Annotated in this window: 23 protein-coding genes; 12 read left to right on the plus strand and 11 right to left on the minus strand. The window is 38.4% G+C overall.

Annotated elements, in window-relative coordinates; all coding sequences use genetic code 11:
• The first annotated feature begins 50 nt into the window (after positions 1 to 50).
• Genes I6E80_RS09370 through I6E80_RS09385 form a run of 4 tightly spaced genes read left to right on the plus strand, consistent with a single transcriptional unit; the run spans position 51 to position 4,411 of the window.
• A complete protein-coding gene (locus tag I6E80_RS09370) occupies positions 51 to 1,712 on the plus strand; it encodes a YHYH protein (protein ID WP_197185476.1) in 1,662 nt (553 codons plus the stop codon).
• Between the two features lie 9 nt (positions 1,713 to 1,721).
• Positions 1,722 to 2,252 (plus strand): hypothetical protein, encoded by a 531-nt coding sequence (locus I6E80_RS09375; protein ID WP_197185412.1) that lies wholly within the window; start codon positions 1,722 to 1,724, stop codon positions 2,250 to 2,252.
• Positions 2,252 to 3,697, plus strand: a complete 1,446-nt coding sequence (locus I6E80_RS09380; RefSeq protein ID WP_197185413.1) for an ATP-binding protein — start codon at positions 2,252 to 2,254, stop codon at positions 3,695 to 3,697. Before I6E80_RS09375 ends, I6E80_RS09380 begins: the two co-directional genes overlap by 1 nt.
• Positions 3,698 to 3,736: 39 nt before the next feature.
• The gene (locus I6E80_RS09385) at positions 3,737 to 4,411 is read left to right on the plus strand and encodes a response regulator (RefSeq protein ID WP_076925510.1); all 675 of its coding nucleotides are present in this window, start codon (positions 3,737 to 3,739) and stop codon (positions 4,409 to 4,411) included.
• Positions 4,412 to 4,435: 24 nt separating this feature from the next.
• On the opposite strand, the gene I6E80_RS09390 is transcribed toward I6E80_RS09385, so the two are convergent.
• Positions 4,436 to 5,293: a PA4780 family RIO1-like protein kinase gene (locus I6E80_RS09390; protein WP_024604677.1), complete on the minus strand. Its 858-nt coding sequence runs from the start codon at positions 5,291 to 5,293 to the stop codon at positions 4,436 to 4,438.
• Between the two features lie 311 nt (positions 5,294 to 5,604).
• Here I6E80_RS09390 and I6E80_RS09395 point away from each other — a divergent pair, with 311 nt between their 5' ends.
• Entirely contained in the window at positions 5,605 to 5,880 is a 276-nt protein-coding gene (locus I6E80_RS09395) for an EF-hand domain-containing protein (protein WP_076925422.1), read from the plus strand.
• Positions 5,881 to 5,892: 12 nt separating this feature from the next.
• Positions 5,893 to 6,348, plus strand: a complete 456-nt coding sequence (locus I6E80_RS09400) for a hypothetical protein (RefSeq protein ID WP_197185414.1) — start codon at positions 5,893 to 5,895, stop codon at positions 6,346 to 6,348.
• An 88-nt stretch (positions 6,349 to 6,436) separates the two neighbouring features.
• On the opposite strand, the gene I6E80_RS09405 is transcribed toward I6E80_RS09400, so the two are convergent.
• The 5 genes from I6E80_RS09405 to I6E80_RS09425 all read right to left on the minus strand — a co-directional run bounded on the left by I6E80_RS09405 (position 6,437) and on the right by I6E80_RS09425 (position 12,844).
• Positions 6,437 to 7,816, minus strand: a complete 1,380-nt coding sequence (locus I6E80_RS09405; protein ID WP_197185415.1) for a VCBS repeat-containing protein — start codon at positions 7,814 to 7,816, stop codon at positions 6,437 to 6,439.
• A gap of 520 nt (positions 7,817 to 8,336) precedes the next feature.
• Positions 8,337 to 10,277 (minus strand): bifunctional diguanylate cyclase/phosphodiesterase, encoded by a 1,941-nt coding sequence (locus I6E80_RS09410; protein ID WP_170072054.1) that lies wholly within the window; start codon positions 10,275 to 10,277, stop codon positions 8,337 to 8,339.
• 262 nt (positions 10,278 to 10,539) lie between these two features.
• Entirely contained in the window at positions 10,540 to 11,385 is an 846-nt protein-coding gene (gene yghU, locus I6E80_RS09415; protein ID WP_197185416.1) for a glutathione-dependent disulfide-bond oxidoreductase, read from the minus strand.
• 77 nt (positions 11,386 to 11,462) lie between these two features.
• Positions 11,463 to 12,044 (minus strand): rhomboid family intramembrane serine protease, encoded by a 582-nt coding sequence (locus tag I6E80_RS09420; protein ID WP_197185417.1) that lies wholly within the window; start codon positions 12,042 to 12,044, stop codon positions 11,463 to 11,465.
• Positions 12,045 to 12,160: 116 nt separating this feature from the next.
• Positions 12,161 to 12,844 carry a type 1 glutamine amidotransferase domain-containing protein gene (locus I6E80_RS09425; RefSeq protein WP_165721308.1) on the minus strand — a complete coding sequence of 228 codons (684 nt, stop codon included), beginning with the start codon at positions 12,842 to 12,844 and terminating at the stop codon, positions 12,161 to 12,163.
• Between the two features lie 157 nt (positions 12,845 to 13,001).
• On the opposite strand from I6E80_RS09425, the gene I6E80_RS09430 reads away from it, so the two are divergent.
• Positions 13,002 to 13,925 (plus strand): LysR family transcriptional regulator, encoded by a 924-nt coding sequence (locus I6E80_RS09430; protein WP_197185418.1) that lies wholly within the window; start codon positions 13,002 to 13,004, stop codon positions 13,923 to 13,925.
• Between the two features lie 31 nt (positions 13,926 to 13,956).
• Here the strand turns inward: I6E80_RS09430 and I6E80_RS09435 are convergent, their stop codons facing one another.
• From I6E80_RS09435 to I6E80_RS09455, 5 genes are all read right to left on the minus strand, one after another.
• Complete coding sequence (locus I6E80_RS09435) at positions 13,957 to 14,691, minus strand: dienelactone hydrolase family protein (protein WP_197185419.1); 735 nt, start codon at positions 14,689 to 14,691, stop codon at positions 13,957 to 13,959.
• A gap of 244 nt (positions 14,692 to 14,935) precedes the next feature.
• Positions 14,936 to 16,267, minus strand: a complete 1,332-nt coding sequence (locus I6E80_RS09440) for a glycerophosphodiester phosphodiesterase family protein (RefSeq protein ID WP_197185420.1) — start codon at positions 16,265 to 16,267, stop codon at positions 14,936 to 14,938.
• Between the two features lie 69 nt (positions 16,268 to 16,336).
• The gene (locus tag I6E80_RS09445; protein WP_197185421.1) at positions 16,337 to 17,188 is read right to left on the minus strand and encodes a carboxylate/amino acid/amine transporter; all 852 of its coding nucleotides are present in this window, start codon (positions 17,186 to 17,188) and stop codon (positions 16,337 to 16,339) included.
• Positions 17,189 to 17,326: 138 nt separating this feature from the next.
• Positions 17,327 to 19,462 carry a M3 family metallopeptidase gene (locus I6E80_RS09450; RefSeq protein WP_076925433.1) on the minus strand — a complete coding sequence of 712 codons (2,136 nt, stop codon included), beginning with the start codon at positions 19,460 to 19,462 and terminating at the stop codon, positions 17,327 to 17,329.
• 210 nt (positions 19,463 to 19,672) lie between these two features.
• A complete protein-coding gene (locus I6E80_RS09455) occupies positions 19,673 to 19,882 on the minus strand; it encodes a hypothetical protein (protein WP_076925434.1) in 210 nt (69 codons plus the stop codon).
• Positions 19,883 to 20,082: 200 nt separating this feature from the next.
• On the opposite strand from I6E80_RS09455, the gene I6E80_RS09460 reads away from it, so the two are divergent.
• The 5 genes from I6E80_RS09460 (at position 20,083) to I6E80_RS09480 (ending at position 25,659) form a co-directional block, all read left to right on the plus strand.
• Positions 20,083 to 20,943 (plus strand): mechanosensitive ion channel family protein, encoded by an 861-nt coding sequence (locus I6E80_RS09460; protein ID WP_076925435.1) that lies wholly within the window; start codon positions 20,083 to 20,085, stop codon positions 20,941 to 20,943.
• A gap of 433 nt (positions 20,944 to 21,376) precedes the next feature.
• Positions 21,377 to 23,641, plus strand: coding sequence for a TonB-dependent receptor (locus tag I6E80_RS09465; protein ID WP_076925511.1), 2,265 nt, complete (start codon positions 21,377 to 21,379; stop codon positions 23,639 to 23,641).
• Positions 23,642 to 23,746: 105 nt separating this feature from the next.
• Entirely contained in the window at positions 23,747 to 24,046 is a 300-nt protein-coding gene (locus I6E80_RS09470; RefSeq protein ID WP_007376885.1) for a hypothetical protein, read from the plus strand.
• 80 nt (positions 24,047 to 24,126) lie between these two features.
• Entirely contained in the window at positions 24,127 to 24,783 is a 657-nt protein-coding gene (locus I6E80_RS09475) for an HAD family phosphatase (RefSeq protein ID WP_165744092.1), read from the plus strand.
• Between the two features lie 33 nt (positions 24,784 to 24,816).
• The gene (locus I6E80_RS09480) at positions 24,817 to 25,659 is read left to right on the plus strand and encodes a DNA ligase (protein ID WP_197185422.1); all 843 of its coding nucleotides are present in this window, start codon (positions 24,817 to 24,819) and stop codon (positions 25,657 to 25,659) included.
• The last annotated feature ends 37 nt before the right edge of the window (positions 25,660 to 25,696 follow it).

Consider the following 25,696-nt stretch of genomic DNA (forward strand, 5'->3'; position numbering starts at 1 on the left):
GACAACTTAGGTTGTCTTTTTTGATCATAACTTTCCTTAGTTTGTGCACATTGCTTGCACTTTTACTTGTTAACTTTGTTTTATTAAACGTTAAAGTAAAGGTTCAAGCATTGAAAACACTTCTTAAAATAAAAACCTCTGATATAACTAAGCTATTTGCGTTAAGTGCGCTTTGTATCGCTTTAAGCGCATGTAATAGCGATTCAACAAGTACTACAACAGACGGCGATACAGCCAGTAATAGTGCTCCAACGGTTGACGCCGGTATTGACCAAACTGTTAATGCGGGTGATACCGTTTATTTAAGTTCAACAGTTGAAGATGATGGTGAAGTATCGGTTAGTTGGTCACAAACATCAGGCACTACCGTTAGCTTATCTTCAAGTACAGCAACGTCTACAGAGTTTGTTGCCCCAGAGGTATTAACCGATGAAGCACTTGTATTTGAAATCAGTGCAGATGACGGAACAAACGATGTAGTTGTAGATACAATTATAATTAATGTTGTTGCTTCATCAGGCTCTGATAGCGGCGCAGTTGATAATAGTGCAAAACTTACCAGCTGGTTGATCAACAACGATACAACCTCTACTTACATACAAAATAATGGTGCAGTGGTTGAAGATGTTCAATTAGTTGAAGTTGTTAGCGTTACACAAGATGATGCTGACGTTGAATACATGTATGTGCAAACAACTGACATTCCTAAATATGACGTAACGCTTACACAAGACCAAGTAGATGCGTTAAATAACCGTCCGCGTGCAGCTACTGATTTTTATAACGGTGTAACCTCAGCGGCAGTAGGTCAAACTATTTCGTTTGGTGAAGATATTGGCTATAACAGCAGCACTGAAAACTGTGATGACACAGGCGGCGCAGGTTATTGGCCTCCAGGACCAGGTTGCCCAACAGAACAAGCGGTTGAGGCGTATTTTCCGATAACACCTACCGATTTATCTGAGACTGAAACTTGTGAAACAGGTTTAGGCACCGTTGGCTTAATGGTTAATGGCACCAGTATATTTAACTGGGGCGATGGTATGAGTTACGGTAATAATATCTGGTATACATTAGCGCCCATTGCTGAGCAATATGATGTTGATGTGTGTGGCGGGCATGCAGCTAACGGTGAATATCATCATCACTTTTATACGAGTTGCTTAGCTAATCTACTTGAAGATGATGGCGATGCGCATTCACCTATTTATGGGTTTGCAGCTGATGGCTATCCACTTTACGGTCCTTATGAAAGTAACGGCCAACTTGCATTAAGCGGCTGGGAAATGCGTGATTACGGCGCATCTACAAGCGAAGGTGGTTGCGGTACTGAGGGCGAGCGAAGCTGTACTTTAGTAGATCAATATGACGTTAGCCTAGGCACACAAACAAGTGATGCAGGCCCTGCTATTGGTGCAGAAGTGACTACGCTCTCTGGTAATACATTAAATGCTGACGATGGGTATTACTTTGAAGATTATTACTACGCACAAAAAACAGTAACCGGTGCGCAGTTAGATGAGCATAACGGACATAATACAAATGATGGCAAGGGTTATCACTACCATATAACACTTACGTTAGACAGCGATGGTAAATTACAGCCTTCTTTCCCTTATCAAATTGGCCCGCGTTTTAAAGGTCAATTAGCTGATAATTCAATTGGTCGCTGTGATACGGGCGAAACAATGGGTCCACCACCGGGAGTGTAAGGAGTAACTATGCGTTATTTTAAATACGCATTGATCCTAACTTCTGCTGCACTATTGAGCTTTAAGCTCTTTGCGCAGCAGGAAATGATGGATCATAGCCATATGCCTATAGCAGTGCCAAGTGATACGACAATTCCGGCATTAAGCCTTAAGTTATTAAAAGATAGTATGTCGGGTTATAACTTAATTTTAGATACTCAGCGCTATGACTTGTCTGTGCCGCCTGAGGGCGCAATGAACATGCAACAAATGATGAGCGTGACTACAAACGATGATACTGGTTTTTTACAAGGTCATGCTCATTTATATATAAATGGGGTTAAAATACAGCGAATTTACGGACATGCATTGCATTTACCTGCTAACTTATTTAAAAGTGGTATAAATACCGTATCGGTTACTTTAAATAATCATGGTCATATGTATTGGACCGCCCAAGGCAAAAAAATAGTTGCTACATTGTATGTTAACGATCAAACCAAAGAGTTTATAACATACCGATTTGAAAGCTTTCCTAGCAAGGTTGAAAATACGCATTAATGAAAATTCATAATAAACTTTTTTTAATACTATTTAGTTTTACTTTTAGTGTTATTGCAGGGCTGGTGGTACTTATACAGTGGAGTATAGGGCAAGGCGTAATTGATTTTGTTAATGCAAAAGAGGTGAAAGCGCTTGAACCACTTGTTGTGCAACTAGCAAAGCAGTACGAACAGACACCCTCATGGGAACGTGTTGTCGGCAGTGGCGAAAATTTTAGAAAACGTGTTGAAGCGCAGTTAGAAAGTAGCCAATTTTTACCTAGACCCCAAGAAGGGCCTGGTCCGCGTGGGCGAGTGATGCGACGACCGCCGCCAGATCATATGCGTTTAGGAGAGGATCGTCGCCCACCGCCAGAAAATATTGCTCACTACGCTTTGCTTGACGAAAATAAACAGCGATTAGTGGGAAAATACCTCAACGATTTAAAATATATAACAACCCCAATTATAGTTAACGATAAAATAGTAGGTTACTTAGCTGTTTCTAAAAGAGATAGCTTGGTTGATGGCTACGAACTTGATTTTTTACAGCAGCAAACTAACTACTTATGGTTTATTGCTTTAGCTGCGGTACTGCTAACATTACTGGTTACCTTTTTATTATCTCGCCACTTAGTTAGTCCAGTAAAGCAAATTGCTAACGGTATGCATCGCTTAACGCAAGGTAATTACGAGACCAAACTTACGCTTGAGCGAAAAGATGAATTAGGCCAATTAAGCGAAGATTTTAATACCCTTGCATTTACACTCGCCAAAGACGAGCAAGTGCGTAAACGTTGGCTTGCTAATATTTCCCATGAGCTTAGGACGCCAATGAGCATTTTACTCGGTGAGCTTGAAGCTATGCTACTTGGCATACGAGAACCGAACGCAAAAAATATAAGTTCGGCTAACGATGAAGCCTTGCATTTAAAACGCTTAATAGACGACTTGCATATGCTCAATAGCGCAGAGTTAGGAGGTATGCACTACACTATGCAACCTACTGACATGGCGTTATTATTAAATACTATTGAGCAGAAATATCAGGTTGTGCTTGAACAACATGGTATAAAACTTTATCTATTAAATAGCGCTAAACACATAACTGTACAAGCAGACAAAACACGCCTTTTGCAGCTACTCGATAATATTTTAATGAACGCAGTACACTATGCACAATGTACAACTATTTCATTAACGGCTAGCAATATAAGTATTAAAGGGCAAACTTATTTAGAGCTTATAATCGAAGATAATGGCGTAGGTGTAGAGCAGTCGCATTTATCGCATTTATTTGAGTATTTATACCGAGTAGATAGTTCGCGTAATCGCCAAGAGGGCGGTTCTGGCTTAGGTTTATCTATTTGCCAGCATATAGTTAAAGGTCATAAAGGTGAGATAGCTGCAGAAAAAGCCAGTTTAGGCGGCCTAGCTATTATTATTAGATTGCCAACTATTTAGTTTATAAAAATAAAGTTGAGGTTACTTACAGAGATGCCTATGAGTGAACAAATACTGATTGTGGAAGATGAAGTAAAGCTAGCTAACTTAATGAGTGACTTTTTAAGTAGCCATCACTTTATTACTCATCAAATACATCACGGGAATGATGTATTACCTTGGCTTGAAATTAACAGGCCGAGTGTAATTTTGCTAGACATAATGTTACCAGGTCAAAGTGGTATTGAACTGTGTAAAGCAATCAGGCGCTTTTCAAACGTGCCTATTATTATGGTATCGGCAAAGGTAGAAGAAATAGATAGATTACTTGGGCTTGAATTAGGTGCAGATGATTATATTTGTAAGCCGTTTAGTTATGCTGAGCTGGTGGCACGCGTAAAAGCTATTTTAAGGCGATTAAATAACGCAAGTGATGTTACAGAGTCAACAATGAAGCTTGACGAGAGCAGCTACAGCGTAAAATACAAATCAAGCAGTATAGAGCTGACAAACTTTGAATTTCAGCTATTTAAACCTTTGTTTAACAACCCAAATCGTATTTATTCGCGTGATAGTTTGATGGATACTATGTATGCCGATCAGCGTATTGTGAGCCACCGTACTATTGATAGCCATATTAAAAAGTTGCGTAAAAAACTAGATGAAGTGACACAAACTGAAAGTGTTATCCAGTCTGTTTATGGGGTTGGCTACCGATTTGTGCATCCACAGTAAAGTAGAATGAGCTATGACGATGAGTTACTCATCATCGTCAGCATTTTTAATTCGCTCTAAACGGTCAAACTCTTCGTATTCTGCTGCCTGAATTTCATCAAGAATAGAATCTACATCAGCAAGTTCGTCGCTGTCTTCAAATTCACCTGTAAGCGTTGAATTAGGCGTTAAGTTGGCCTCTTCAAATAGTGCCCACATTTCTTTAGCGTATTGAGTTTTTAGTATGCTTGGCGCAAATTCACCATAGTAGCGGCGGATGTTATTTACATCACGTGCAAACATAGCTTGCGCACTGTTATTTGCTGAAGCATTAACTGCCTGCGGTAAATCTATAATTACAGGGCCGTTATTATCTACAAGTACATTAAATTCGGATAAATCACCGTGTATTATACCTGCACAAAGCATAAGCTTAATGTAATGTATCATGAGTTTATACTGCTCAATCGCTTGCTCTTCACTAAAAACGACATGCCCAAGTTGAGGGGCTACGTTACCGTCCTCGTCCGACACAAGTTCCATAAGCAGCACGCCATCAATACAAAAGTAAGTGTCAGGAACACGTACACCTGCGCCAGCTAAACGAGATAACGCATCAACTTCGGCATTTTGCCAAATTTCTTCTTCCAATTGGCGGCCATAGCTAGAGCGTTTACCCATAGCACGCGCTTGGCGTCCACCACGTACTTTTCGGCCTTCTTGGTATTGTGCCGCTTTTTTAAAGCTACGCTTAACCGCGTCTTTATACACTTTCGCACAGCGAATGTGCTCACCACAGCGGACAATAAATACATCGGCTTCTTTACCGCTCATTAGTCGGCTTATAACTTCGTCAATAAGGCCATCATCAACAAGGGGTTGTAGGCGTTTAGGTATTTTCACAGATTGCCTGCTAAGTAGGGTTGGTTATTAATCATTATTTATGAAAGTGCTCTGTATTTGTTTGTTTAATTGGCTCAAGCAGTATATCAGCTTTGAGAATTAAGGGCAGTAACACTACTGCCTGAGAGTAATTAATCGTATTATTTTATTAGCTTATATATTGATTGCAAAGCAATCAACCAGAACTTTTTAAATAAGTATTTAGATTACTATTTTTTATTAAAATAATTTATTACTTCCTCATTATTTGCACATTGTTTGCGTTTTTAAAGCGTAAGCTTAGTTTAATTCTTAAATACGAGGTTATTACTATGAAGCATTTTTCAACTCTTGCCACTGTGGCAATATTATCTATTGCTTTTTCAGCTAATGTAGCTGCTCGAGGCGGTGACAATCCTCCTGAAAAACCTGACTTTTCAGCTATTGATACTGATGGTGATGGCGTAATCAGCTTTGAAGAGTTTAGTGCAAAAAAACCGCCGCACGGCGATGCACAAACAATTTTTGATTCTATAGATGCTGATGGTAATGGTGAAATTAGTGAGCAAGAACTTAGCGAACATAAACCACCTCGTCGTGAACGTTGAAAGGATAATAAAATGATTAATAGTATTAGTGGTAGTTCTGCGAGTTTCATATCGCAACAAAGCAGCCAAGCTTCAAAATTAACAACAGAGCAAAGCGATTTTGTTAAAGAAACGCTTGCAGAGTTTAATGCAGAAAACTTAAGCGCAGAAGACGCGCAAAGTATTCAAGCGGCATTTAAAGAACAAGGTATTGAGCCAACAAAAGAGCTTGCTGATTTAATGAGCGAACTTGAGTTTGATGCTAAAAGTATAGGTGATGCAGGACGAGTGGAAGGTCAAAGACCGCCGCCACCGACACAAAACTCATTAGAATCAGTAGATACAGACGAAGTAGTAAGCTACTTAGATGAGCTATTAACTGAGTATTCAAGCCAGTTGTCAGATGAAGATAAAGAATCAATCCTTGCATCAGTGCAAGAGAAGTTTGGTTTAAGTGAAGGCGATTCACTGCTAAATGTAACTGCTTAGGTGTTATAACTTAGAGTAAAGCTGACTGTTACTCGAAAGTCTTAAGTCCAAAGCCCAACGGTTAATTCTGTTGGGCTTTTTTAATGGCTTAATTTAAACGCGTTTCTATTTTGCTGGTGCCATCTTCTTCGGTAAATTTAAATACAAAATCTTTTTTACCGTCTTGGTTTATATCTACCAAAAGAATATCTTTATTATTCTTAGGCAGCGTTAACTTTAATTTTTTACGCTTATCATTTAGCAGTGAGTCTTGCTCACCATAATAAATATACAGTGTTTTTTTACTGTATTTGTATACTGCATCAATATAGCTGTCGCCGTTAATATCACCTAAATAGAGTGCTGGTTCGGAGTCATCGCCATTCATTCCCACTTCCATTTCTAAATCAAGTTCGATACTCGATTTATTGGCAAATGAGCCATCAGGTTGCTGCTTATAAAGATTCATTTCTACATCTACATCAGTACTGCCGCCGCCTAATGCCATAGACGCAATAGTACCTAAGCCAATATCTAAATCCATTTTTTGTAAATCAATTAAACCATCATTATTAAAATCTGTTTTGAGTAATAACTCGCTAGGGCCTTGTGTTTCAAATAAGGGAATGGGCGTATTACTAAACCCTTTAGCACTTCCTAGGTACAAAGTGTGCGCTATTTTTATATCTAACGAATCCATACCTTGCGTAGGTTTAAACTGCCTAGTTGTAAAATCTAGAAATCCGTCGTTATTAATATCAATAATTTGCTTAATTTTGCGAGTTTCGCCATTGCTTAGCTCGCCTAACTCGATGTTAAAATTAATTGAGGTGAGCTTTTGCTCAAAGCCCTCTGAATTAGCAAGTAGTACATCTGCTCCAAAGTCATTTGAAAAAACCAGGTCGTTTAATCCGTCGTGGTTAAAATCGATAACGACAGGTTTATTGTTAATATTAACTTCTAGAGAAAGCCCTTTTCCTGAAAAGTGGCCTTCATACTTAGGCGTTTGCTTAAATTGGTTAGGCTTAAAGCTGCCATCTTTATTTTGAATGTATAAAGTACTGCTTGCTAACCCAGGAATGAAAATATCACTTAGACCGTCATTGTTAGCATCGAAAACAAAGTCTACTTTTTCAAATTTATCTATTTTTAATTGATTTAGAACCGACTCATAATTAAACAACAGTGTAGGTTTACCAGCTTGGGCTTTGTATACGCCATCGCTTGTTAGTACGAGTGCTTGTTTATTCGTAATGTTAGCAAGTGTTGCCACATCAAACCCGATGGCATTTTTTGGTAAAGCAAGTTCACTACTTAGTGATGTGAGTAAATTGATGGCTTCTAATTGTTTTGATTCTTTATTATATGCAAATAAAATCTCTGAATCGGTTGATACTAATTCATCCGTTGTTTTTATTGCCATTGTTTGAGCTATAGCGCTAATGGGGGTAATTAAAGTGATGAGTGAATAGCAAAGTGGTTTTATCATGCAAATTCCTTTTTTATATTTAGTTGTATCGTTACATTTTTATTATTCACTTATATAAGCAACATCAGCGCACAACTTAACGTAGGGTCTCGCGCTGGTGATTTGCTAATTAGCGTAAATTTAAACGTAATACACTTATGTAAGTTGGTTTATATTTAGCCTACGCTAATAACTATGTATCGGGTGTAAGTAATTGTAAGATTATGTTTTAAGGAGGGCTTGTTGAACTTTCAGGATTGAAATTTGTTCAACCCAAGGAAGATTTAATCGCGGCGTGAGGTTTGTAACCTAATAACAAAGAGTCAATCTCCCCTAGGCAGAGCCATTCGGGCAGCGCATGTTTGGCATTTATGCTACGTTATCGCCTATTTATGGGGAAGTACCACACTACATAGGCTCTGCCTTGCCTAAATACCAAACAGTCTGCTGTAAATTTAACCTCGAAAGATAAACAAGTCCTAATAAGAAAGGTAGCGCAAAACTAATATGGCAGTTAAGCGCTTTTAGCGGGTTTTGGCTGTTAACTACACTGTTTATTTTGCTCATTTAAATAGGCATCTACAAAATTTACTTCCATTGGTTTTGAAAAGTAATAACCTTGCAGGTGAGATACACCAATATTAGTAAGCGTGTTTGCTTGTTCAATAGTTTCAACGCCTTCGGCAACAACCGTAAAATCTAAAGATGAGGCCATTTGTACAATTGCATGAATAATACTTAACCCTCTTTTATCCATATTTTGAATAAAACTTCTGTCTATTTTTACTATATCTACACCAATATCAAGCATGCTTGATAGTGATGAATAGCCAGTTCCAAAATCATCAATTGAAATACAAAAACCTTGTTTTTGTAGTGCTTTAACGGCTGTTAAAAATGTGAGTTTATCCTCGGCAAATACTGATTCGGTAATTTCAATGTGTAGGTTTTTAGGCTCTACTTGGTAATTGTTTACTATTTTTAATACCTTAGTTACAAAATCAGGATCTTGCAGTTGAATAACCGATACGTTCACGCTTACTGCAATTTGGGGTTGTAAATGGCTAAACTTTTTAGCTTGTATGCAGGCTTGATCAATTACCCAAAGGCCTAATTGAGTTATTAAACCGTATTGCTCGGCAATAGTTATAAACTCATCAGGGAAAATATTTTCACCGTCTAATTGCCAGCGTAATAATGATTCGAAAGAGGTTACTTTTGATGTTTTACTATCTACAATTGGTTGAAATACTAGCCTTAAACTATTTTCTTCTATCGCACTGGCTAAGCGTTGACTTAAAAGATACTCTCTTTCTTGTTTTAATTTGAGTGAATCGTTATAAATATTGATATTACCTTTAGCAATGCGTTTTTGGTGATACATAGCAGTATCAGCAGAGCGAATTAAAGTATTTAAATCACTCCCGTGTTCTGGATAAATGGCAATCCCCATCGTTGCTGATATCCACTTTTGATATTTATATGTTTCATGCTCGGCACTAATACTTTTAAGTACTTTATTAGCAAATTCGATAAGCTCAGCTTGATTTTGATAGGTTGCTAAAATTAAAAACTCATCTCCGCCCCATCGACATTTAAAAAGTTGTTGGTTACATATATTACTAATTCTCAGTGCTATTTCTTTTAATACTTTGTCGCCTACTTTATGCCCCAATGAATCATTTATTTGTTTAAAGCCATCTAAATCTACAAATAATAAAGCAAAGGGTTCTTTAGGGTTATCTGCTAGTTGTTTGTTTGCATTTTTTAAAAATGCGGTTCGGTTTAATAAATTTGTGAGTGGATCGGTATTAGACAGGTGGTAAATTTCTTCAGTGCGTTGCTCTACCTTGTTTTCCATTTCATTAAGTAGCTCTCTGTTTTGGTTTTTGAGCTTGATTGCACTGTGTGTAAATGTGGCTGATTTGTAAGATGAAGCAATCATAATGGTGGCAAAAGTTAAACCTAACAGCCCCAATACGTGTTGGTAGTGATTGTTTGAAAGCGTTAGCAAAAAAGAGTAGGGCGCCAATAAAGTAAAACTGTATAAAACAGCGGTAAAACGACTGCCAGAAAGTAAATTTGCAGAGCCACCGGCAAGCGCTGATAAAATAGCAATGGTCGTAGTAACTTCCACCGTAGATGAAGTGCTGTGAAACCAAAGAGCATAGCCACACCAAGATACGGCTGTTGATATACAACCAATAGCAAAGCGATTTAAATAACAATGTGTATTGTAAGGTTGGCTAGAATTTTGATCTTTAAAAAAAAGACCCAAATCAATAATTCGTAAAGTAAGTACGCACATCATTATGCCTAACCATACTATTTTATCGTGGTTTGCTTCCTCATTATTTATATCAAAAGCAAATACCAAAGCAACGCTGACTAATACAGAGACTGCAATTCCGGAAATAGCATTTGAGTATAAAATTTTGAGCGCTTCTTTTCGCTCATTATTACTTAAATTGTTATATGGCATTAATTAAAACCTTTTTCAAAAACAACCCCTAGGGAATTAAGTAAACCATTTAGCAAATTCCACCAATGCAATACTGGTAATACAAAGAGCTTAATAAGCTTTTACGCAGCTAAATAAAACTTTAGTGTAAAAGTAAATATAGTTTACGGAAGGGATAAAAAAAGTTTAAAAAGTAAAAAGGCTCAAAATAAATATTTATTTTGAGCCTTAAAATTATCAAGCAGGTTAAAGTCTTAAGAACTTTACTCGCTGTTCTATAGATTTAACCTTCGAAATCGCTATCGTTATGGCGCTCTGCCATTTGCTCTTCTTCAGGGCCCCATGTGCGATTTACGCGGCGGCCGCGCTTTACAGCAGGGCGATCAGCAACTTGTTTTGCCCAACGAACAACATGAGTGTATGAGGCAACATCTAAAAATTCAGCTGCATCATATAAATCGCCTAAAACAAGCGAGCCATACCAAGGCCAAATTGCAATATCGGCAATTGAGTATTCATCACCTGCCATGTATTCATTTTCGCTTAAATGGCGATTTAACACGTCAAGTTGGCGTTTAGTTTCCATTGTAAAGCGGTCAATAGGGTATTGCATTTTACTTGGTGCGTAGCTATAAAAATGGCCAAACCCACCACCTAAGTAAGGTGCTGAGCCCATTTGCCAAAATAGCCAGTTACGACACTCTGTTTTAGCTTTTAAATCTTTAGGGATGAGTACATCAAATTTTTCAGCCAAATACTGTAAAATAGAACCTGATTCAAAGATGCGAGTAGGTGGCGTGGTTGAATGATCCATTAGCGCTGGGATTTTTGAGTTTGGATTAATATCAACAAAGTCAGATCCAAACTGATCGCCATCACCTATGTTTATTAAATATGCGTCATAGTCTGCATCGGTGCAACCAAGCTGTAAAAGCTCTTCAAACATGATTGTAGCTTTTTGGCCATTAGGTGTCGCAAGAGAATAAAGCTGAAATGCGTGCTCACCAATAGGTAGGGTTTTGTCATGAGTCGCGCCTGCAATTGGGCGGTTAATGCTGGCAAACTTACCGCCACTTTCACTTTCCCACGTCCATACTTTTGGGGGCGTGTATTCGTTTTTATCACTCATAAATAACCTCTGTTAGATGAAATACATATATGGTAAATGTGGCCATAAAAAATTAATTAAAGGCCCTAATATTTAATTTACCGACCTTTTAATTTATCGGCTTTTGCTAATCTATAACCTAAAAACAATCCGCTTAGCGCTCCAAATAAATGGCTTTCAAACGATACATGATAGCGCTGAGGTAAAACACCCCATATAAAACCGCTATAAAGTACAGCCACTACAACAGCAATTATAATTGATTTTAATGAGCGTCTTACTAAGCCGTAGCATAGGATAAAACCCCACAAACCATATATAACACCGCTTAAACCAACATGTATGTTACCGCGCCCAAATGCCCAAACTAACAGCCCACCAACTAGAGCGGTAAAAATAAATACGTTATAAAAACGTTTTACGCTGTACTGGCAAATTAGCCAACTTAACACTACAAATGGGATCATATTACTGGCGAAGTGCCACCAGCTACCATGTAAAAAAGGTGCGCATAGTATGCCAATTAACCCTTGGATACTGCGTGGATATATGCCTAAACCATTTAGGTTTATGTCAGGTAGACTATTAATCACTTGTAGTACGAAGCAAATAACAACAATACTGAAAATTGCGAAGCGGGTACTAGTTAGTAATGACAGTGTGGTTGGCTTGGTTGCCATATAATTACCCTAATTGACTTTAAGAGTTGCCAGTATAGGAATTGTATTTGCTAATGAAAAGCAATTAAAAAAGCACAGCATAAAATGCTGTGCTTAATTTTAATTATTACTCACTATTAACCTAATTTAGTTAATAGTTTTTTGGCTGCTAGTTCAGAGCTTGCTGGGTTTTGGCCGGTAATTACTAAACCATCTACTAGCGCTAATACACCCCAGTCGTCAGTTTTTTGATAATCGCCGCCTTTTTTGATTAGCTCATCTTCAACTAAAAATGGCACGATATCGGTAAGTTGCACTGCAGCTTCTTCAGAGTTAGTAAAACCAGTTACTTTTTTACCCGCTACTAATGCATTGCCATCAGCATCTTTAACATTTAAAAATGCAGCACTTGCATGACATACCGCAGCAACAGGCTTTTGCTCTTTTACAAAGCTTTCGATAAGTGAGATTGAATCAGTGTTGTCAACCAAGTCCCATAATGGACCGTGACCGCCTGGGTAAAATACAGCGTCAAAATCGCTAGATTTTACTTCACTCAACACTTTAGTGTTTGCCATAAGTGTTTGTGCTGCGCTATCGGCGTCGTAACGTTTAGTTGCATCTGTTTGAAAATCAGAAAGTGTACTTGTCGGATCAATTGGTGGTTGACCACCAGCTGGAGACGCTAATGTTACTTCAACGCCTGCATCAACAAATGCATAATAAGGGGCTGCAAATTCTTCTACCCAAAAACCTGTTTTTTCGCCAGTGTTACCAAGTTCTGCGTGAGATGTAAGAACCATAAGTATTTTTTTAGACATTGAATATATTCCTTCTGATGATTTGAATTAGTTTATCTTGCTTACCAATTACTATATGCACTAACAGAGCTTTAAACAACGATGATAAATTTAACTTTATTGGTTTAATAATTGATACAATAAGTGGGTTGAATTTAAAACACGCTACGGAGCACACATGAAGGTGTCGTTTGAGCAGTTAAAGAGCATGGTCGTATTTGCGCAAATTGTAGAGCAAGGCAGTTTAACCGCTGCCGCTAAACAGTTAGGGCTTACGCGAGCCGTAGCAAGTTATCATTTAAAAAAGTTAGAAACTCAGCTTGAAGTTACTTTATTAAATCGATCAACTCGTACCATGGCACTCACTGAGGCGGGCATTGCTTACTATGAACGTTGTAGAATAATTACCGAACAAGCTAATGCGGCTAACCAACAAATAGAAAATATAAAGAGTGAGCCACAAGGTTTACTTAAAATTAGCTGCCCTGTAAATGTGGGAATGCAGCTAATTGTGCCCGCAATAAATACGTTTAAGCGCCAATACCCTAAAATTCAAATAGATTTACAGCTTACTGACGATGTGGTTGATATTATTAAAAATGGGTTCGATTTTGCAATTAGAGGCGTGGCACTTAGCGATTCGAACTTGCAAGCAACCAAGCTTACAACAATGAGTACCTGCATTTGTGGTGCACCAGATTATTTTACACATTTTGGGAAGCCTAAAACCCCTTTAGAATTGGCAGATCATCAATGGGTGGTTTATCAGCTAGGAAGTAAAACCTTAACGCTTTCAAAAGATGGTAAAACACACGATATTACAATGCAAGGCGGGTTAAGTACTAATAACGCAGCTGCACGTACTGCCTTTGTAGAAGCAGGGCATGGCATTGGGCGTATTCCGCTTTACGATGCGTGGCCTAAAGTACAAGCAGGATTACTTGAAATAGTGCTAGCTGATTATAAAAGTAAAGATATAGAGCTTTATGGTGTATTTCCGCCAGGAGCTGCGGGCTCTAAAAAACTACGATTATTTATTGATTACTTAAAAGCCTATTTTGTAAAACAGCATACCGCTTTAGGTATGCTGAAAAGTGTTTAATTATTTCGTTTTTAAAGCATTTATAAAATACTTATAAAGTACGGCTAAATAATGCCACCGCTTGTTGATACATATTAATTGCAAGGGCTGCATCGTATCGCTCACCTTCATCACGCATAAAGGCATGCTGGGCATTAACTTCTTGCCATTGGTAATTAATGCCAGTGCTTACGCATTGCTGGTATATTTTAGTGCGGCCTTCCTTTGGCACATGCGGGTCTTGTTTACCCCATATAAAGTGAATTTCGGCTTGTATATCAGCCATGCGTTCAAATGAGTTGTTTCCAGCTTGTGCAGGCAATGTGTCGCTGTGAATATCAGTCGCGTATAAGCAAAAAGCCGCTTTAATTTCAGGGTTTAGTGCCGCTCTGTAAGCTAAATGCCCTCCAATACATACGCCCATTGCGCCGACGGTGCCTGTGCAATAGCTTTGCAATCTAATGAAGTCGATCATAGTTTGTGTGTCGCTGTCGTGGTGCTCAAGTGGCTTTGCCCACTTGTCGGCATTGCCTTTGTCTTTACCTGTATCATCATAAGCAAGCACAGTGCCTATAGGATTTAACTCATGAAACACTTCCGGTACTAACACGACAAAACCATGGCTTGCTAAAATAGCTGCGCTGCGAGCAATAGGTGCAGTTTGCTGAAATATTTCAGAATAAAAAATAATAGCAGGGAACTGTCCTTGCGCCTGAGGGCGATATACTGTTGTTCGCATTAAACCTGTAGGTGTTGGCAAGTCTGCATTATGTTGTTGAATTATCATAAAAGCGCTCAGTTAAATAAAATTATATATAATGATATGGTAACTGAGCGCGATAAAATAAACGACTTTTGTTGTTGAGTATTTATACCAACCTGCATAAATCTTTGATCAATTTAACGAGTTAAATTTCACTATAACGTCGTTAAAAATTTTTTATTTAGAACAACTAGATAAAAAAATTTTTGCCTAGTTCTAGCGTAATTTTCTTAACGTTAAATAGACCCCATATATAAGCAGATTGGTATTAAATACTTGCAGGCATTTTATTACAACTAGCGTAATAACTTACGGTAGCCGGCCAATCTGAAAATATAGCCATTACCCCCACGTCTTGTGCGAGCACATCAACGACCGTCATCATATCGCCATCGTTATCTATAACATCAGCAATTGATTGATAGTAATAACCACCACCTTCATTAAGCGGACCTGAGCGCTCAAGGCTCCATGCAATAAGCTCTAAACCTGCTGCTTTAGCGTCAATTGCGTATTGTGATGGCACAATATTGCTTTCGTTATCTATTGTTAGCATCATCCAAATTGGAGGGGCTAAAATTTTAACGCCATCAGCCACTAACTCATCCATACCCGGTTGCCATGTTTGTGGGTTACTTGTATCAAATCCGGCTTCACTGTCGCGACCATCTAGGTATACGCTTTTATCTGCAAAGTCAGGGTTAGTGTTAATCCAGTATTTTACGTCACCAAGGTTAAACGATTGCGGATAAACTTTTGAGGCTGGCACGCCCATTTGTGTGTACTCGTCTAGCATTTTTTGCGCATATTGCTCTTGCGTCATTCCATCAAATGGCATGCTTACTTGTGGCGATTTAAGTTCTGGGGTCATTTTTACCCCCATCTCATTAAATAATGCAATGCTTTGCTTATGGGTCATTAATGTACCTTGGGTAGCATATAAATCAGTGCGCCAATTTGGAGTACCATCCATGTAATCAGCAATGGTAGTTGCATTAATGTTTGCACCATCCATTTTACCTTCAAGCGTTAAAAATTCCGCTAAGCTTATATCACTGGTACAGCACTTAGCTGAAGCGGCAATACCATTAGTAGGGTCTGCGGATGTAAAAGGGACACTACATTTAGCTGCAAGTTCAGGAATGGCTAAAATATTAGTTGTGGTGTGTAAGTCGCATTGAGAGTGGCGACAAACAAGCTCTTTGTCGTTTGTAAATGTAACATCGCATTCAACAATGCCTGCGCCCATTCTGGCTGCAGCAATGTAGGCTTCTTTAGTGTGTTCAGGGTATTGCATTGATGCACCGCGATGACCAATAGAAAAGTCAGTACGATAAAAAGGACCTTCTTTGCACGACTCTAATTGTGTTTTTAAAGCGCTGTCGCTCATATCATTAACTAGATAATAAGGGCGAGTGCCTAGTTGAATATCTGGCGCACTACCACTTGGTACTTCTACAATAACAGGCGTAGGTACTTCAATAATCTCAACTTCGGTGTTGGTAACAACGACTTCTTTTTCTACTATTTCTACATCGTCATCGCAGCCTGCAAGCGTGGCTAACAATATACAGCTTGTAAGTAAGGTAATACGCTTCATTGTTTATCCTTAAAAAGTAAAATTTTTACTACCTTAATGATTATTAATGACAATTTAGCTACAAGCTTATTAATTTACTTTTTTATTAATAATTTGATTCACCAATAATGCACCTAACATTATAGCTGCCCCAATACTTAACCTAACTATATCTGCATCTCTATTCCAAATAAGCACGTTAACAATAATCCCAGCTGGGATTAGTAAGTTATTCATGACTGCCAGAGCTCCAACGTTGACGAGTGTTGCGCCTTTATTCCACATAAAGTAACCAAGGCCTGATGCAACGACTCCTAAATAAATCAGTATGCCCCACTGGGTGGAAGTGGTTGGTAATTTGTTTGAGTTACCAAATAACGCATAACAAATTGTGGCAATAATAAGTGCGCCTATAAAAAACCACCCAAATACGGTTTTATCGTCAAGCTGATTGCTATTCATTAATCGTTTGTAGGTAACTTGGCCTACAGCAAAACTTATATTCGCGCCTTGAACAAGTAATAAGCCGATTATAAAATTGCTATTTAGGTTTTCGTAACGAATGGTAATTGCACCGATTACAGCAATAAGCGCGACTATAAAAAAGCGTGGGTTAAAGCGTCTGTTCAATGCATCATTTAGCAAGGTAATGTACAAAGGGGTCATTACTGTAAATAGTAGTACTTCTGGGACGGTTAAAAATAAAAATGAGTGGTAGTAAAAGCTATACATAACACCAAGTTGTATAGCGCCAATCAGCATAAGCTTTAAGGCTAAAGGTTTAGGCGTATGTTTAAGCTTTAAAAATGGTAAAAATACGAGAGTTGCTAGTGTTATGCGAATTAACACACTAAACCAAGCATCAACTTGGCCGGCTAAATACACGCCAATTAAACTAAATGAAAATGCCCAAAGTAAAGTTACTGCAAATAAGTACCGCATAGCCGTCGTCTTTAAATAATTAATGGCAGCAGTTTATCTGTTATAAATTAATGTATAAACAATAAAAGCCCGCAAGCGGGCTTTTATAAAGTCTAAAATTAATAAACTACGTTATTAATTACTCAACTAAGCTATTAATTATTCAACCAAACCACGGCGCTTAAGTAGTGCGTCGGTTGTTGGTTTTTGACCTCTAAACTCAATATAGCTTTGCATTAAGTCGCGGCTGTTACCTTTAGATAGGATTTCTTTACGGAACTTGTCACCATTTTTACGGGTTAAGCCACCATTGTTTTCCATATGTGCAAAGGCATCTGCTGCAAATACTTCAGTCCACAGGTACGCGTAGTAACCTGCTGAATAACCACCTGCAAATGTGTGGCTAAAGAAGTTTGATTTATAACGCGGTGGTACAGGGTAGTATGCAATACCATGCTTTTCTAATGCGTCTTGCTCAAACTTTTGAACGTCAGTAATTTTCTTATCAGAACCAAATGAATGCCATTCCATATCAAGTAGGGCAGCGGCTAAATATTCAGTAGTGCCGTAACCTTGGTTGAATTTTTGCGATTCAAGTACTTTATCAAGTAAAGCTTGTGGAATTGGCTCACCTGTTTTGTAATGTTTCGCATAGTTAGCAAGAACGGTTGGTTCAATCATCCAATCTTCATTTGCTTGTGACGGAAATTCAACAAAGTCACGCGCCGTTGCAGTACCCGCTAGGCTTGGGTATTTTACGTCTGAGAATAAACCGTGTGCAGCATGACCAAATTCATGGAACATAGTAGACACTTCGTCAAACGTCATTAGCGTAGGTTCACCTTCTGCAGGCTTTGGAATGTTTTGCGCATTGTAAATAACAGGTTTAGTGCCTTTTAAGCCACTTTCGCTAACGTATGCGCTCATCCATGCACCACCACGTTTGCCTTCACGTGCATATGGGTCTAAGTAAAATAAACCAATAGCGCTGCCATCAGCGTTAAATACTTCGTATACGGTTACATCTTCATGATAAACAGGAAGGTCTTTACGTTCTTTAAACGTAATACCGTAAAGTTTGTTCATCGCAAAGAATAAACCATCGTGAATAACCGACTGCATTTCAAAGTATGGCTTAACAAGTGCTGGGTCTAAGTTGTACTTTTCTGCACGTACTTTTTCAGCATAAAAAGTCCAATCCCATGGTTTAAGCTCAAAGCTTTCGCCTGAATCGTTAATCACTTTTTGAATAGCAGCCGCTTCAATTTTTGCTTTTTCAACTGCTTTTGGCGCTAGGTCATCAAGGATGCCGTAAACGTTTTCAGTTGTTTGTGCCATACGCGACGTCATTACATAAGAAGCCCAATCTTTATAGCCTAAAAGCTCTGCTTTTTGGGCACGTAGGTTGGTTTCTTTAATAATAATAGGACCGTTGGTTTTTGCTGCGCGGTTTGCAGAGGCTTTAAAAATACGCTCACGTAGATCGCGGTTTTCAAGGCTGCTTAAGATAGGCTGCTGTGTTGTGTTAACAAGCGTGATCATGTAGCCGTCTTTGCCTGCTTTTTTAGCTGAAGCTGCAAGACCGGCAATTTCACCTTCAGAAAGACCTGCTAATTCACTTTTATCTGTAACTACAATAACGTCTTCTTTAAACGATTTTAAAATGTTTTGTGAAAATTCAGTAGATAGCTGAGCTAGTTCTGAGTTAATTTCACGCATTTTAGCTTTTTCAGCGTCGTTTAACTTAGCACCCGCTTTTACAAACTGCTTGTAGTAAAAATCAACTAGGCGTTGATCTTCAGCATTTAATTTATCTTGATTGTCGTAAATTGTTTGTACGCGCTTAAATAACTCGCCATTTAGGTAAATATCATCTGAGTGAGCAGATAGTACCGGCGCCATTTTTTTGCTAATGCGTTGGTATTCGTCATCTGAGATTAAGCCTGATAAATTGAAAAACGCAGCCGATACGCGATTTAATAGCTCGCCTGACAATTCCATTTCAACTAAGGTATTTTTAAATGTTGCAGGAGCAGGGTTGTTAGCAATCGCTTGGACTTGCGCTGTATGCTGCGCAATACCAGCGTCAAAGCCTGCTTCGTAGTCTTTTGTACCAAATTTATCAAACTCTGGTGCCATGTATTGTAATGGGCTTGGCTTAAATAAAACATTGTTTGCGTTCATGTCTTGCACTTGTGCTGCACCTTCTTTTGCCATGTTTTGTGTATCGTTAGATGAACAGGCCGATAATATTAAGGCACTAGCAATAGTAGTGGCGATCAGGGTTTTACGCATAATAACTCCATAAAAAGATTAGCCGGAATAGGCTTTGCGAGTCGAAAAACCTAGTTAACTTATCAAATTTTGGAGTTTATACAATAAAGTTTATCGGTATTAAGGGGGATTTGAACGCAAATTAGCTAATATTTAGCTTTAAGGTAGGTAAAAGTAGCTCTAAAAGTAAACACTTGAGCTACTTAATTAAGCGGTCGAGCCATTGTTTACTTAGTTATATCCAAGTACAAATTTTCTCTCAGAGCCAAAACTGCTAGGTTGTTGTTGGCCAAATTCTTTGTTAATAGTTGCCAAGGCTTGCTCTTGCTCCGCAAGAAGACACAAAATTTTATTTCGATAATCTAGACTACTTTCAAATAAATGTAAGTCTACCTGTGGCTGCAATGTTGCCAACCTTTGATTTAAAGTTAGTTGTGACATAGTGATCTCCAGTGCTTGTACACTATTTATATAGCACTCGGTGCAATAAAGAGTTAATAAATTGTTCATAAAAAGCATATTGAACTTATTAACTTGGCGTTTTAGTTATATTATGACTGCTAAACTTACCCAACACTGAACCGCTTTCACTTTATAGCGATTTTAATTTAAAGCGCTCCTTTGCTTGTTTTGGAAAATAAATGACGTTAGAACACATAAACCAAATTCTTGCCTTTGTTGTATTTAGTTACAGCGATGTACACATTACCGTAGCAAAAATTATTAAAGTGCCTTTAATACTTTTCGCTATTTGGTTTATTGTGACGCGTATTGGCAAGCTAATAACAAAAACATTATTGGCAAAAAAACTAAGCCAAGATGCCGTGCATTTATTTACACGTATCTACTTTATTTTAAGTATCGCAATTTTAATTTTTACATCTTTAGAAGTATTAAGCATACCGCTGACTGCGTTTGCTTTTGTGTCGGGTGCAATAGCCATTGGTGTAGGCTTTGGTGCGCAAAACATAATAAATAACTTTATTAGTGGCTGGATATTGATGTGGGAACGCCCAATACGTATTGGTGACTTTTTAGAGGTAGGGAATGCAAAAGGCGTAGTAGAAACAATTAACACTCGCTCAACGCGTATCCGTCGAAATGACGGCGTACATATGCTTATTCCTAATTCTCAATTGCTCGAAAATACAGTAACAAATTGGACGCTAATAGATGGCAATGCACGCTCATCGGTCAGTGTAGGTGTTGCATACGGTTCAGATGTGATACTGGTTAAAAAGCTTATTCAACAAGTGCTTGACGACCATGAAGCAATATTGGTTAATCCAAAGTCGTCGGTATTATTTGATGACTTTGCTGATAGCTCGCTCGTATTTAATGCTATTTTTTGGGTGTGCGCCGAGTCTGAAACCATGCTTAGAAAAGTGCGCAGTGATATTCGTTTTAGTATTTACGCTGTATTTGAAAAGCATGATGTAGTGATTGCCTTCCCTCAGCGCGACATTCATATCGACGGTGAAATTGCGTTTAAGCGCTCATAATCCAAATACAGTAGCTATTTAAAGTCATTTTTGGATGGCTTTATTTGTATATAAGTAGATGTTTCTATTTTAGGTTAACATGTAAAACAATCCATTCTTCCTACTCCAGTTTATTAAAACCAACAAAGGACATATGTCCGCACTATTAGGTTTTTGCATCTAAATAGTGATAAAAATGCGTAATCTTGTAGTTAAATGTTGCAAAAAAGTTTCTAATTATGTCAATATTTATGCAGTAAAATTATTACAAAATGATATAATCTTAATCGTTCGTTCAGCCTTATAGCATCGTTTTTGTACTCTCGATAATAAGGTCCGCGCGCATGACGCAAGTCGCGAAAAATTGAACGAGCCCGCAACTTACCTTCAAGGTATAAGTAGCGCAACACAAAAAACCGTTGAACAAGAGTGCACAAAAAAGGTTAAACCCAACATGAAAGCAATGAAAAGATCTACGTTAGCCACCCTAATCAATGCAACGTTGTTCTCTGCAGTAGCAGGTACTTCATTTTCTTCTTTAGCCGCTGAAGAAGCAGCTAAAAAAAGTAACCAACTAGAAGTTATTCAGGTAACAGCTCGTAAACGTGTAGAAAACGCTCAAGAAGTACCAGTAGCAGTATCTGCTCTACAAGGTGATAATCTTGATGCATACAGCTCTGCCGGTATGGATATTCGCTTTTTAAATGCGAAAATCCCAAGTTTATCAATTGAATCTTCATTTGGTCGCTCATTCCCACGCTTTTACGTTCGTGGTTTAGGTAATACCGATTTTGATCTGAATGCATCACAACCAGTATCACTTGTTGTTGATGAAGTCGTTCAAGAAAATGCAATTTTAAAAGGCTTCCCAGTATTTGATGTTGAACGCGTAGAAGTATTACGTGGACCGCAGGGAACTTTATTTGGACGTAACACGCCGGCTGGCCTTGTTAAGTTTGATACTGTTAAACCAAGCCAAGAATTTGATGGTTATGGCTCTGTTTCATACGGTAGCCGTGGCGCTGTTGATACAAGTGGTGCTGTAGGTGGTGCTTTAACTGACCGTTTATCTGCTCGTGTTTCATTATTATGGCAAGATAAAGACGATTACATTGATAACCAAGCTCCAGGCTTTGAAGCTAAAGACGAGCAAGGTGGTTACACTGAAAAAGCGGCACGTGTTCAATTTTTATATGAAGGCGATGATTTTACTGCTTTATTAAACTATCACACACGTGATTTAGATGGCTCGCCAATTGCCTTTCGTGCAAATGTAATTAAAACGGGTACTAACGAGCTAGTAGATAACTATGAAAGTGATGTTGTTTATCAAGATGCGGCATCTCGCTCTACTCAACAAGTAGAATCTGAAGGTGCGAGCTTAAAGCTTGAGTGGGAACTTAAAAACCACACAATCACTTCAATTTCTGCATGGGAAAGTGCTGAAATTTATTCTCGCGCTGACATCGACGGCGGTTACGGTGCTTCTTATATTCCTGATTTCATGGGGCCTGGTTTTATCCCTTTCTCTTCAGAAAGTGCTGATGGTATTCCAGATCACGACCAGTTGACGCAAGAGCTACGTTTATCTAGTAACTTTGATGGCGATTTAAATTATCAAGTAGGTGTTTTTTACTTCGATGAAGAACTAACTATTGAAAACTACAGCTACGATACATTCTCAACACCCGATGCTGGTGCTTTAAATGGCTATGTTCGCCAACAGCAAGATACTACAGCTTGGGCTGTATTTGGTTCTGTAGATTATACTTTTTCAGATGACTTAAAAGTAACAGCGGGACTTCGTTACTCTGATGATGATAAAGATTTTGTAGCAGACCGTACACTTAGCCCAATTGGCGGCGGTGCATTACTGGTAGAGCGTGATGTTAGTGACGACCATGTTAGCTGGGATTTATCTGCAAATTATAAAGTAAACGATGATGTTAACTGGTACGGCCGTGTAGCCAATAGCTTCCGCGCACCTAGTTTACAAGGTCGTATTTTGTTTGGTGATGATGTAACAACAGCTGAATCAGAAACTGTAACATCGTACGAAACGGGTATAAAGTCAGACGTGCTAGACGGCCAAGGTCGTGTTAACGCAACTGTGTTTTATTACACTATGGACGACCAACAGCTTACAGCTGTTGGCGGTGGTGCTAACTTTAACCGTTTAGTTAATGCTGATAAAACGACTGGTTATGGTTTTGAGCTAGATACACAGTGGGTATTGAGTGATGAGTTTAATGCAACATTTAACTTAAGCTATAACAAAACAGAAATCAAAGATAACGATTTAGCTGTAGCTGTTTGTGCACAATGTACTGTAACTGACCCAATTAATGCTTCTGGGCTTGCTGTACTTGATGGTAATAGCTTACCGCATGCGCCTGAGTGGATCTCTAACTTTACGCTTCGCTACACTAAAGAACTTGCCGATGGTAACTTCTTCGCAAGCGGTGATATTTCTTATCGCAGTAAAATCAATATGTTCCTTTACGAATCGGTAGAGTTTGAAGGTAAAGAGCTTATTGAAACAGGTTTGCGTACAGGTTACACATGGTCTGAAGGCGATTACGAATACGAAGTAGCTGCTTTTGTTCGTAACTTATTTGACGAGCAACAAGTTATTGGCGCAGTAGATTTCAATAACAATACAGGTATTGTTAACGAAGAGCGTTATGTTGGTGCTGAATTTAAAGTTAACTTCTTCTAAAGATAACCTTAAATTATATTAATTTTTAAAAGCCTGCCTTGTGCAGGCTTTTATGTTTTTATAAAGCTGGTAAAGTAGCGTTAATTAATTTAAAGAGATAAGAAAATGGCTGGATTTTGGAATTACCGTGTAATTTTTTGTGAAGCAACGAAAGACGAAGCAGCGCAATATCAAATACACGAAGTAGAATATAACCTAAATGGTAAAGTAACTAACTGGTCAGAAACTGGCGCAGCCCCTTTTGGTACGACCTTAGATGAATTGAAAGATGACTCAGAACGCTTAAAAACAGCATTTGAAAAACCTGTACTTAAAGTTATGCGTAAAACGCGTGGCTATGAGCTTGTTGATGTTGATACGGGTGAAGAAGCCACTGGTGAGCCACCAGCTGGTCTAACGCAATAACTACAATTTAATAAAGGCGCTTAGGCGCCTTTTTTATTATCAAAATTTAGCTTAGGTTAAATAAGGAATAAGGAATGAGGATGACATTACAGGCAGTATTATTTGATATGGATGGCACATTAGTTGATTCAGAAAGCATGCATTTTGTATGTTGGAGTAAACTACTTAAGCCTTATGGTGTTAGTTATTTAGAAAATGATTTTTGTCAGCGTTTTTCGGGGCGCCCGACTTTAGAAGCTGCAATAGAGATTAAGCAAGAGCATAACTTATCGGTAAGTGCACAGTTTTTAGCGGATGAAAAATACCGCCTATTTGGCGAATATGTAATAACACATTTACCGCCACTCATGCCATTTACAGAGCAAACATTGAAAGCCGTAAAAGCGAGTGGCTTAAAAATGGCGCTAGTAACTGGTAGTGCTAAAAGTGAAGCCATGCCAATACTTAAAGGTTTAGGGTTTTATGAGCTGTTTGACACGGTGGTAACAAAAGATGATGTAACTAATCCTAAACCAGCAGGAGACCCATATTTACTGGCGCTTAAGCAGATAAATATACAAGCTGGCAATGCAATTGCTGTTGAGGATACATTTACCGGCGTTACGGCGGCCAACAACGCCTTGTTACGTGTTGTAGCTATTGCTAATAGCCACACTAAAGATCATGATTTTAGCCAAGCTACTTATAAAATGAGTAACTTAGATGAGTTTTGGCAATGGGCGCAATCTCAACTATAGTTTAAGCCAACTTTTACTTGCTTGGATGCGCCAATGTTTACTTTTAAACATCTGCTTTTAATTGTTGCTGTACTTTTTACGCAATGTATAAGTGCAGCACAACCCTCTGTTTTACTGGCTAAAGTATATGACGAAACTAAACATTATGATGTAAGTAAATATTTAGTCAGTGAAAAATATGATGGTGTCAGAGCTATATGGACTGGCACGCAGTTTGTTACTCGCAAGGGCAATATTATCAATTCGCCAAGTTGGTTTACAGCCACATTGCCAAATGTATGGCTTGATGGTGAGCTATGGACCAAGCGTAAGCACTTTTCTGTGCTTAGTGGCATAGTAAGAACTAAAAAACCTAATAATCATGATTGGCAAACTATTACTTATAAAGTATTTGATATGCCAGATAAAAACTTGCCTTTTAGCACTCGCTATAAAAACTATAATGAGCTCATTACTAGCCTAAACTCGCCGCATATTAGTGTTGTAGTTCAATATAGCTTTACCAATAATGAGCAGCTTACAGAGTATTTTGAAAACATAACTAAACAGGGTGGTGAGGGCGTAATGCTTCATTTGGCTAGTGCTAAGCACAGTAATGGACGGAGCAATTCATTACTAAAATTAAAGCCTTATTTAGATGCTGAAGCGATTGTAGTTGCGCATTTACCAGGTAAAGGCAAGTACCAAGGTATGTTAGGGGCATTAAGAGTAAAAACAGTACAAGGGCAGGTATTTTCTATTGGTACTGGGTTTAGTGATGCACAGCGCGCAGCCCCGCCCGAGATAGGTAGCACTGTAACATATCGATTTCATGGTTTAACAAAAAATGGTTTACCGCGTTTCGCTAGTTTTTTACGTGCCAGAGACAGTTTATAACATTTATAAATTTTACAAAGTGTGCTAAATTGCGCGG

It is taken from the genome of Pseudoalteromonas sp. NSLLW218, from assembly GCF_015864775.1.
Lineage (GTDB): Bacteria > Pseudomonadota > Gammaproteobacteria > Enterobacterales > Alteromonadaceae > Pseudoalteromonas.

Bases quoted from the DNA above. Each gene is read 5' to 3' on its own strand.
- I6E80_RS09375 (WP_197185412.1), top strand. From the start codon at position 1,722: ATGCGTTATTTTAAATACGCATTGATCCTAACTTCTGCTGCACTATTG.
- I6E80_RS09380 (WP_197185413.1), top strand. From the start codon at position 2,252: ATGAAAATTCATAATAAACTTTTTTTAATACTATTTAGTTTTACTTTT.
- I6E80_RS09385 (WP_076925510.1), top strand. From the start codon at position 3,737: ATGAGTGAACAAATACTGATTGTGGAAGATGAAGTAAAGCTAGCTAAC.
- I6E80_RS09395 (WP_076925422.1), top strand. From the start codon at position 5,605: ATGAAGCATTTTTCAACTCTTGCCACTGTGGCAATATTATCTATTGCT.
- I6E80_RS09400 (WP_197185414.1), top strand. From the start codon at position 5,893: ATGATTAATAGTATTAGTGGTAGTTCTGCGAGTTTCATATCGCAACAA.
- I6E80_RS09405 (WP_197185415.1), bottom strand. From the start codon at position 7,816: ATGATAAAACCACTTTGCTATTCACTCATCACTTTAATTACCCCCATT.
- I6E80_RS09410 (WP_170072054.1), bottom strand. From the start codon at position 10,277: ATGCCATATAACAATTTAAGTAATAATGAGCGAAAAGAAGCGCTCAAA.
- yghU (WP_197185416.1), bottom strand. From the start codon at position 11,385: ATGAGTGATAAAAACGAATACACGCCCCCAAAAGTATGGACGTGGGAA.
- I6E80_RS09420 (WP_197185417.1), bottom strand. From the start codon at position 12,044: ATGGCAACCAAGCCAACCACACTGTCATTACTAACTAGTACCCGCTTC.
- I6E80_RS09425 (WP_165721308.1), bottom strand. From the start codon at position 12,844: ATGTCTAAAAAAATACTTATGGTTCTTACATCTCACGCAGAACTTGGT.
- I6E80_RS09430 (WP_197185418.1), top strand. From the start codon at position 13,002: ATGAAGGTGTCGTTTGAGCAGTTAAAGAGCATGGTCGTATTTGCGCAA.
- I6E80_RS09435 (WP_197185419.1), bottom strand. From the start codon at position 14,691: ATGATAATTCAACAACATAATGCAGACTTGCCAACACCTACAGGTTTA.
- I6E80_RS09440 (WP_197185420.1), bottom strand. From the start codon at position 16,267: ATGAAGCGTATTACCTTACTTACAAGCTGTATATTGTTAGCCACGCTT.
- I6E80_RS09445 (WP_197185421.1), bottom strand. From the start codon at position 17,188: ATGCGGTACTTATTTGCAGTAACTTTACTTTGGGCATTTTCATTTAGT.
- I6E80_RS09450 (WP_076925433.1), bottom strand. From the start codon at position 19,462: ATGCGTAAAACCCTGATCGCCACTACTATTGCTAGTGCCTTAATATTA.
- I6E80_RS09455 (WP_076925434.1), bottom strand. From the start codon at position 19,882: ATGTCACAACTAACTTTAAATCAAAGGTTGGCAACATTGCAGCCACAG.
- I6E80_RS09460 (WP_076925435.1), top strand. From the start codon at position 20,083: ATGACGTTAGAACACATAAACCAAATTCTTGCCTTTGTTGTATTTAGT.
- I6E80_RS09465 (WP_076925511.1), top strand. From the start codon at position 21,377: ATGAAAGCAATGAAAAGATCTACGTTAGCCACCCTAATCAATGCAACG.
- I6E80_RS09470 (WP_007376885.1), top strand. From the start codon at position 23,747: ATGGCTGGATTTTGGAATTACCGTGTAATTTTTTGTGAAGCAACGAAA.
- I6E80_RS09475 (WP_165744092.1), top strand. From the start codon at position 24,127: ATGACATTACAGGCAGTATTATTTGATATGGATGGCACATTAGTTGAT.
- I6E80_RS09480 (WP_197185422.1), top strand. From the start codon at position 24,817: ATGTTTACTTTTAAACATCTGCTTTTAATTGTTGCTGTACTTTTTACG.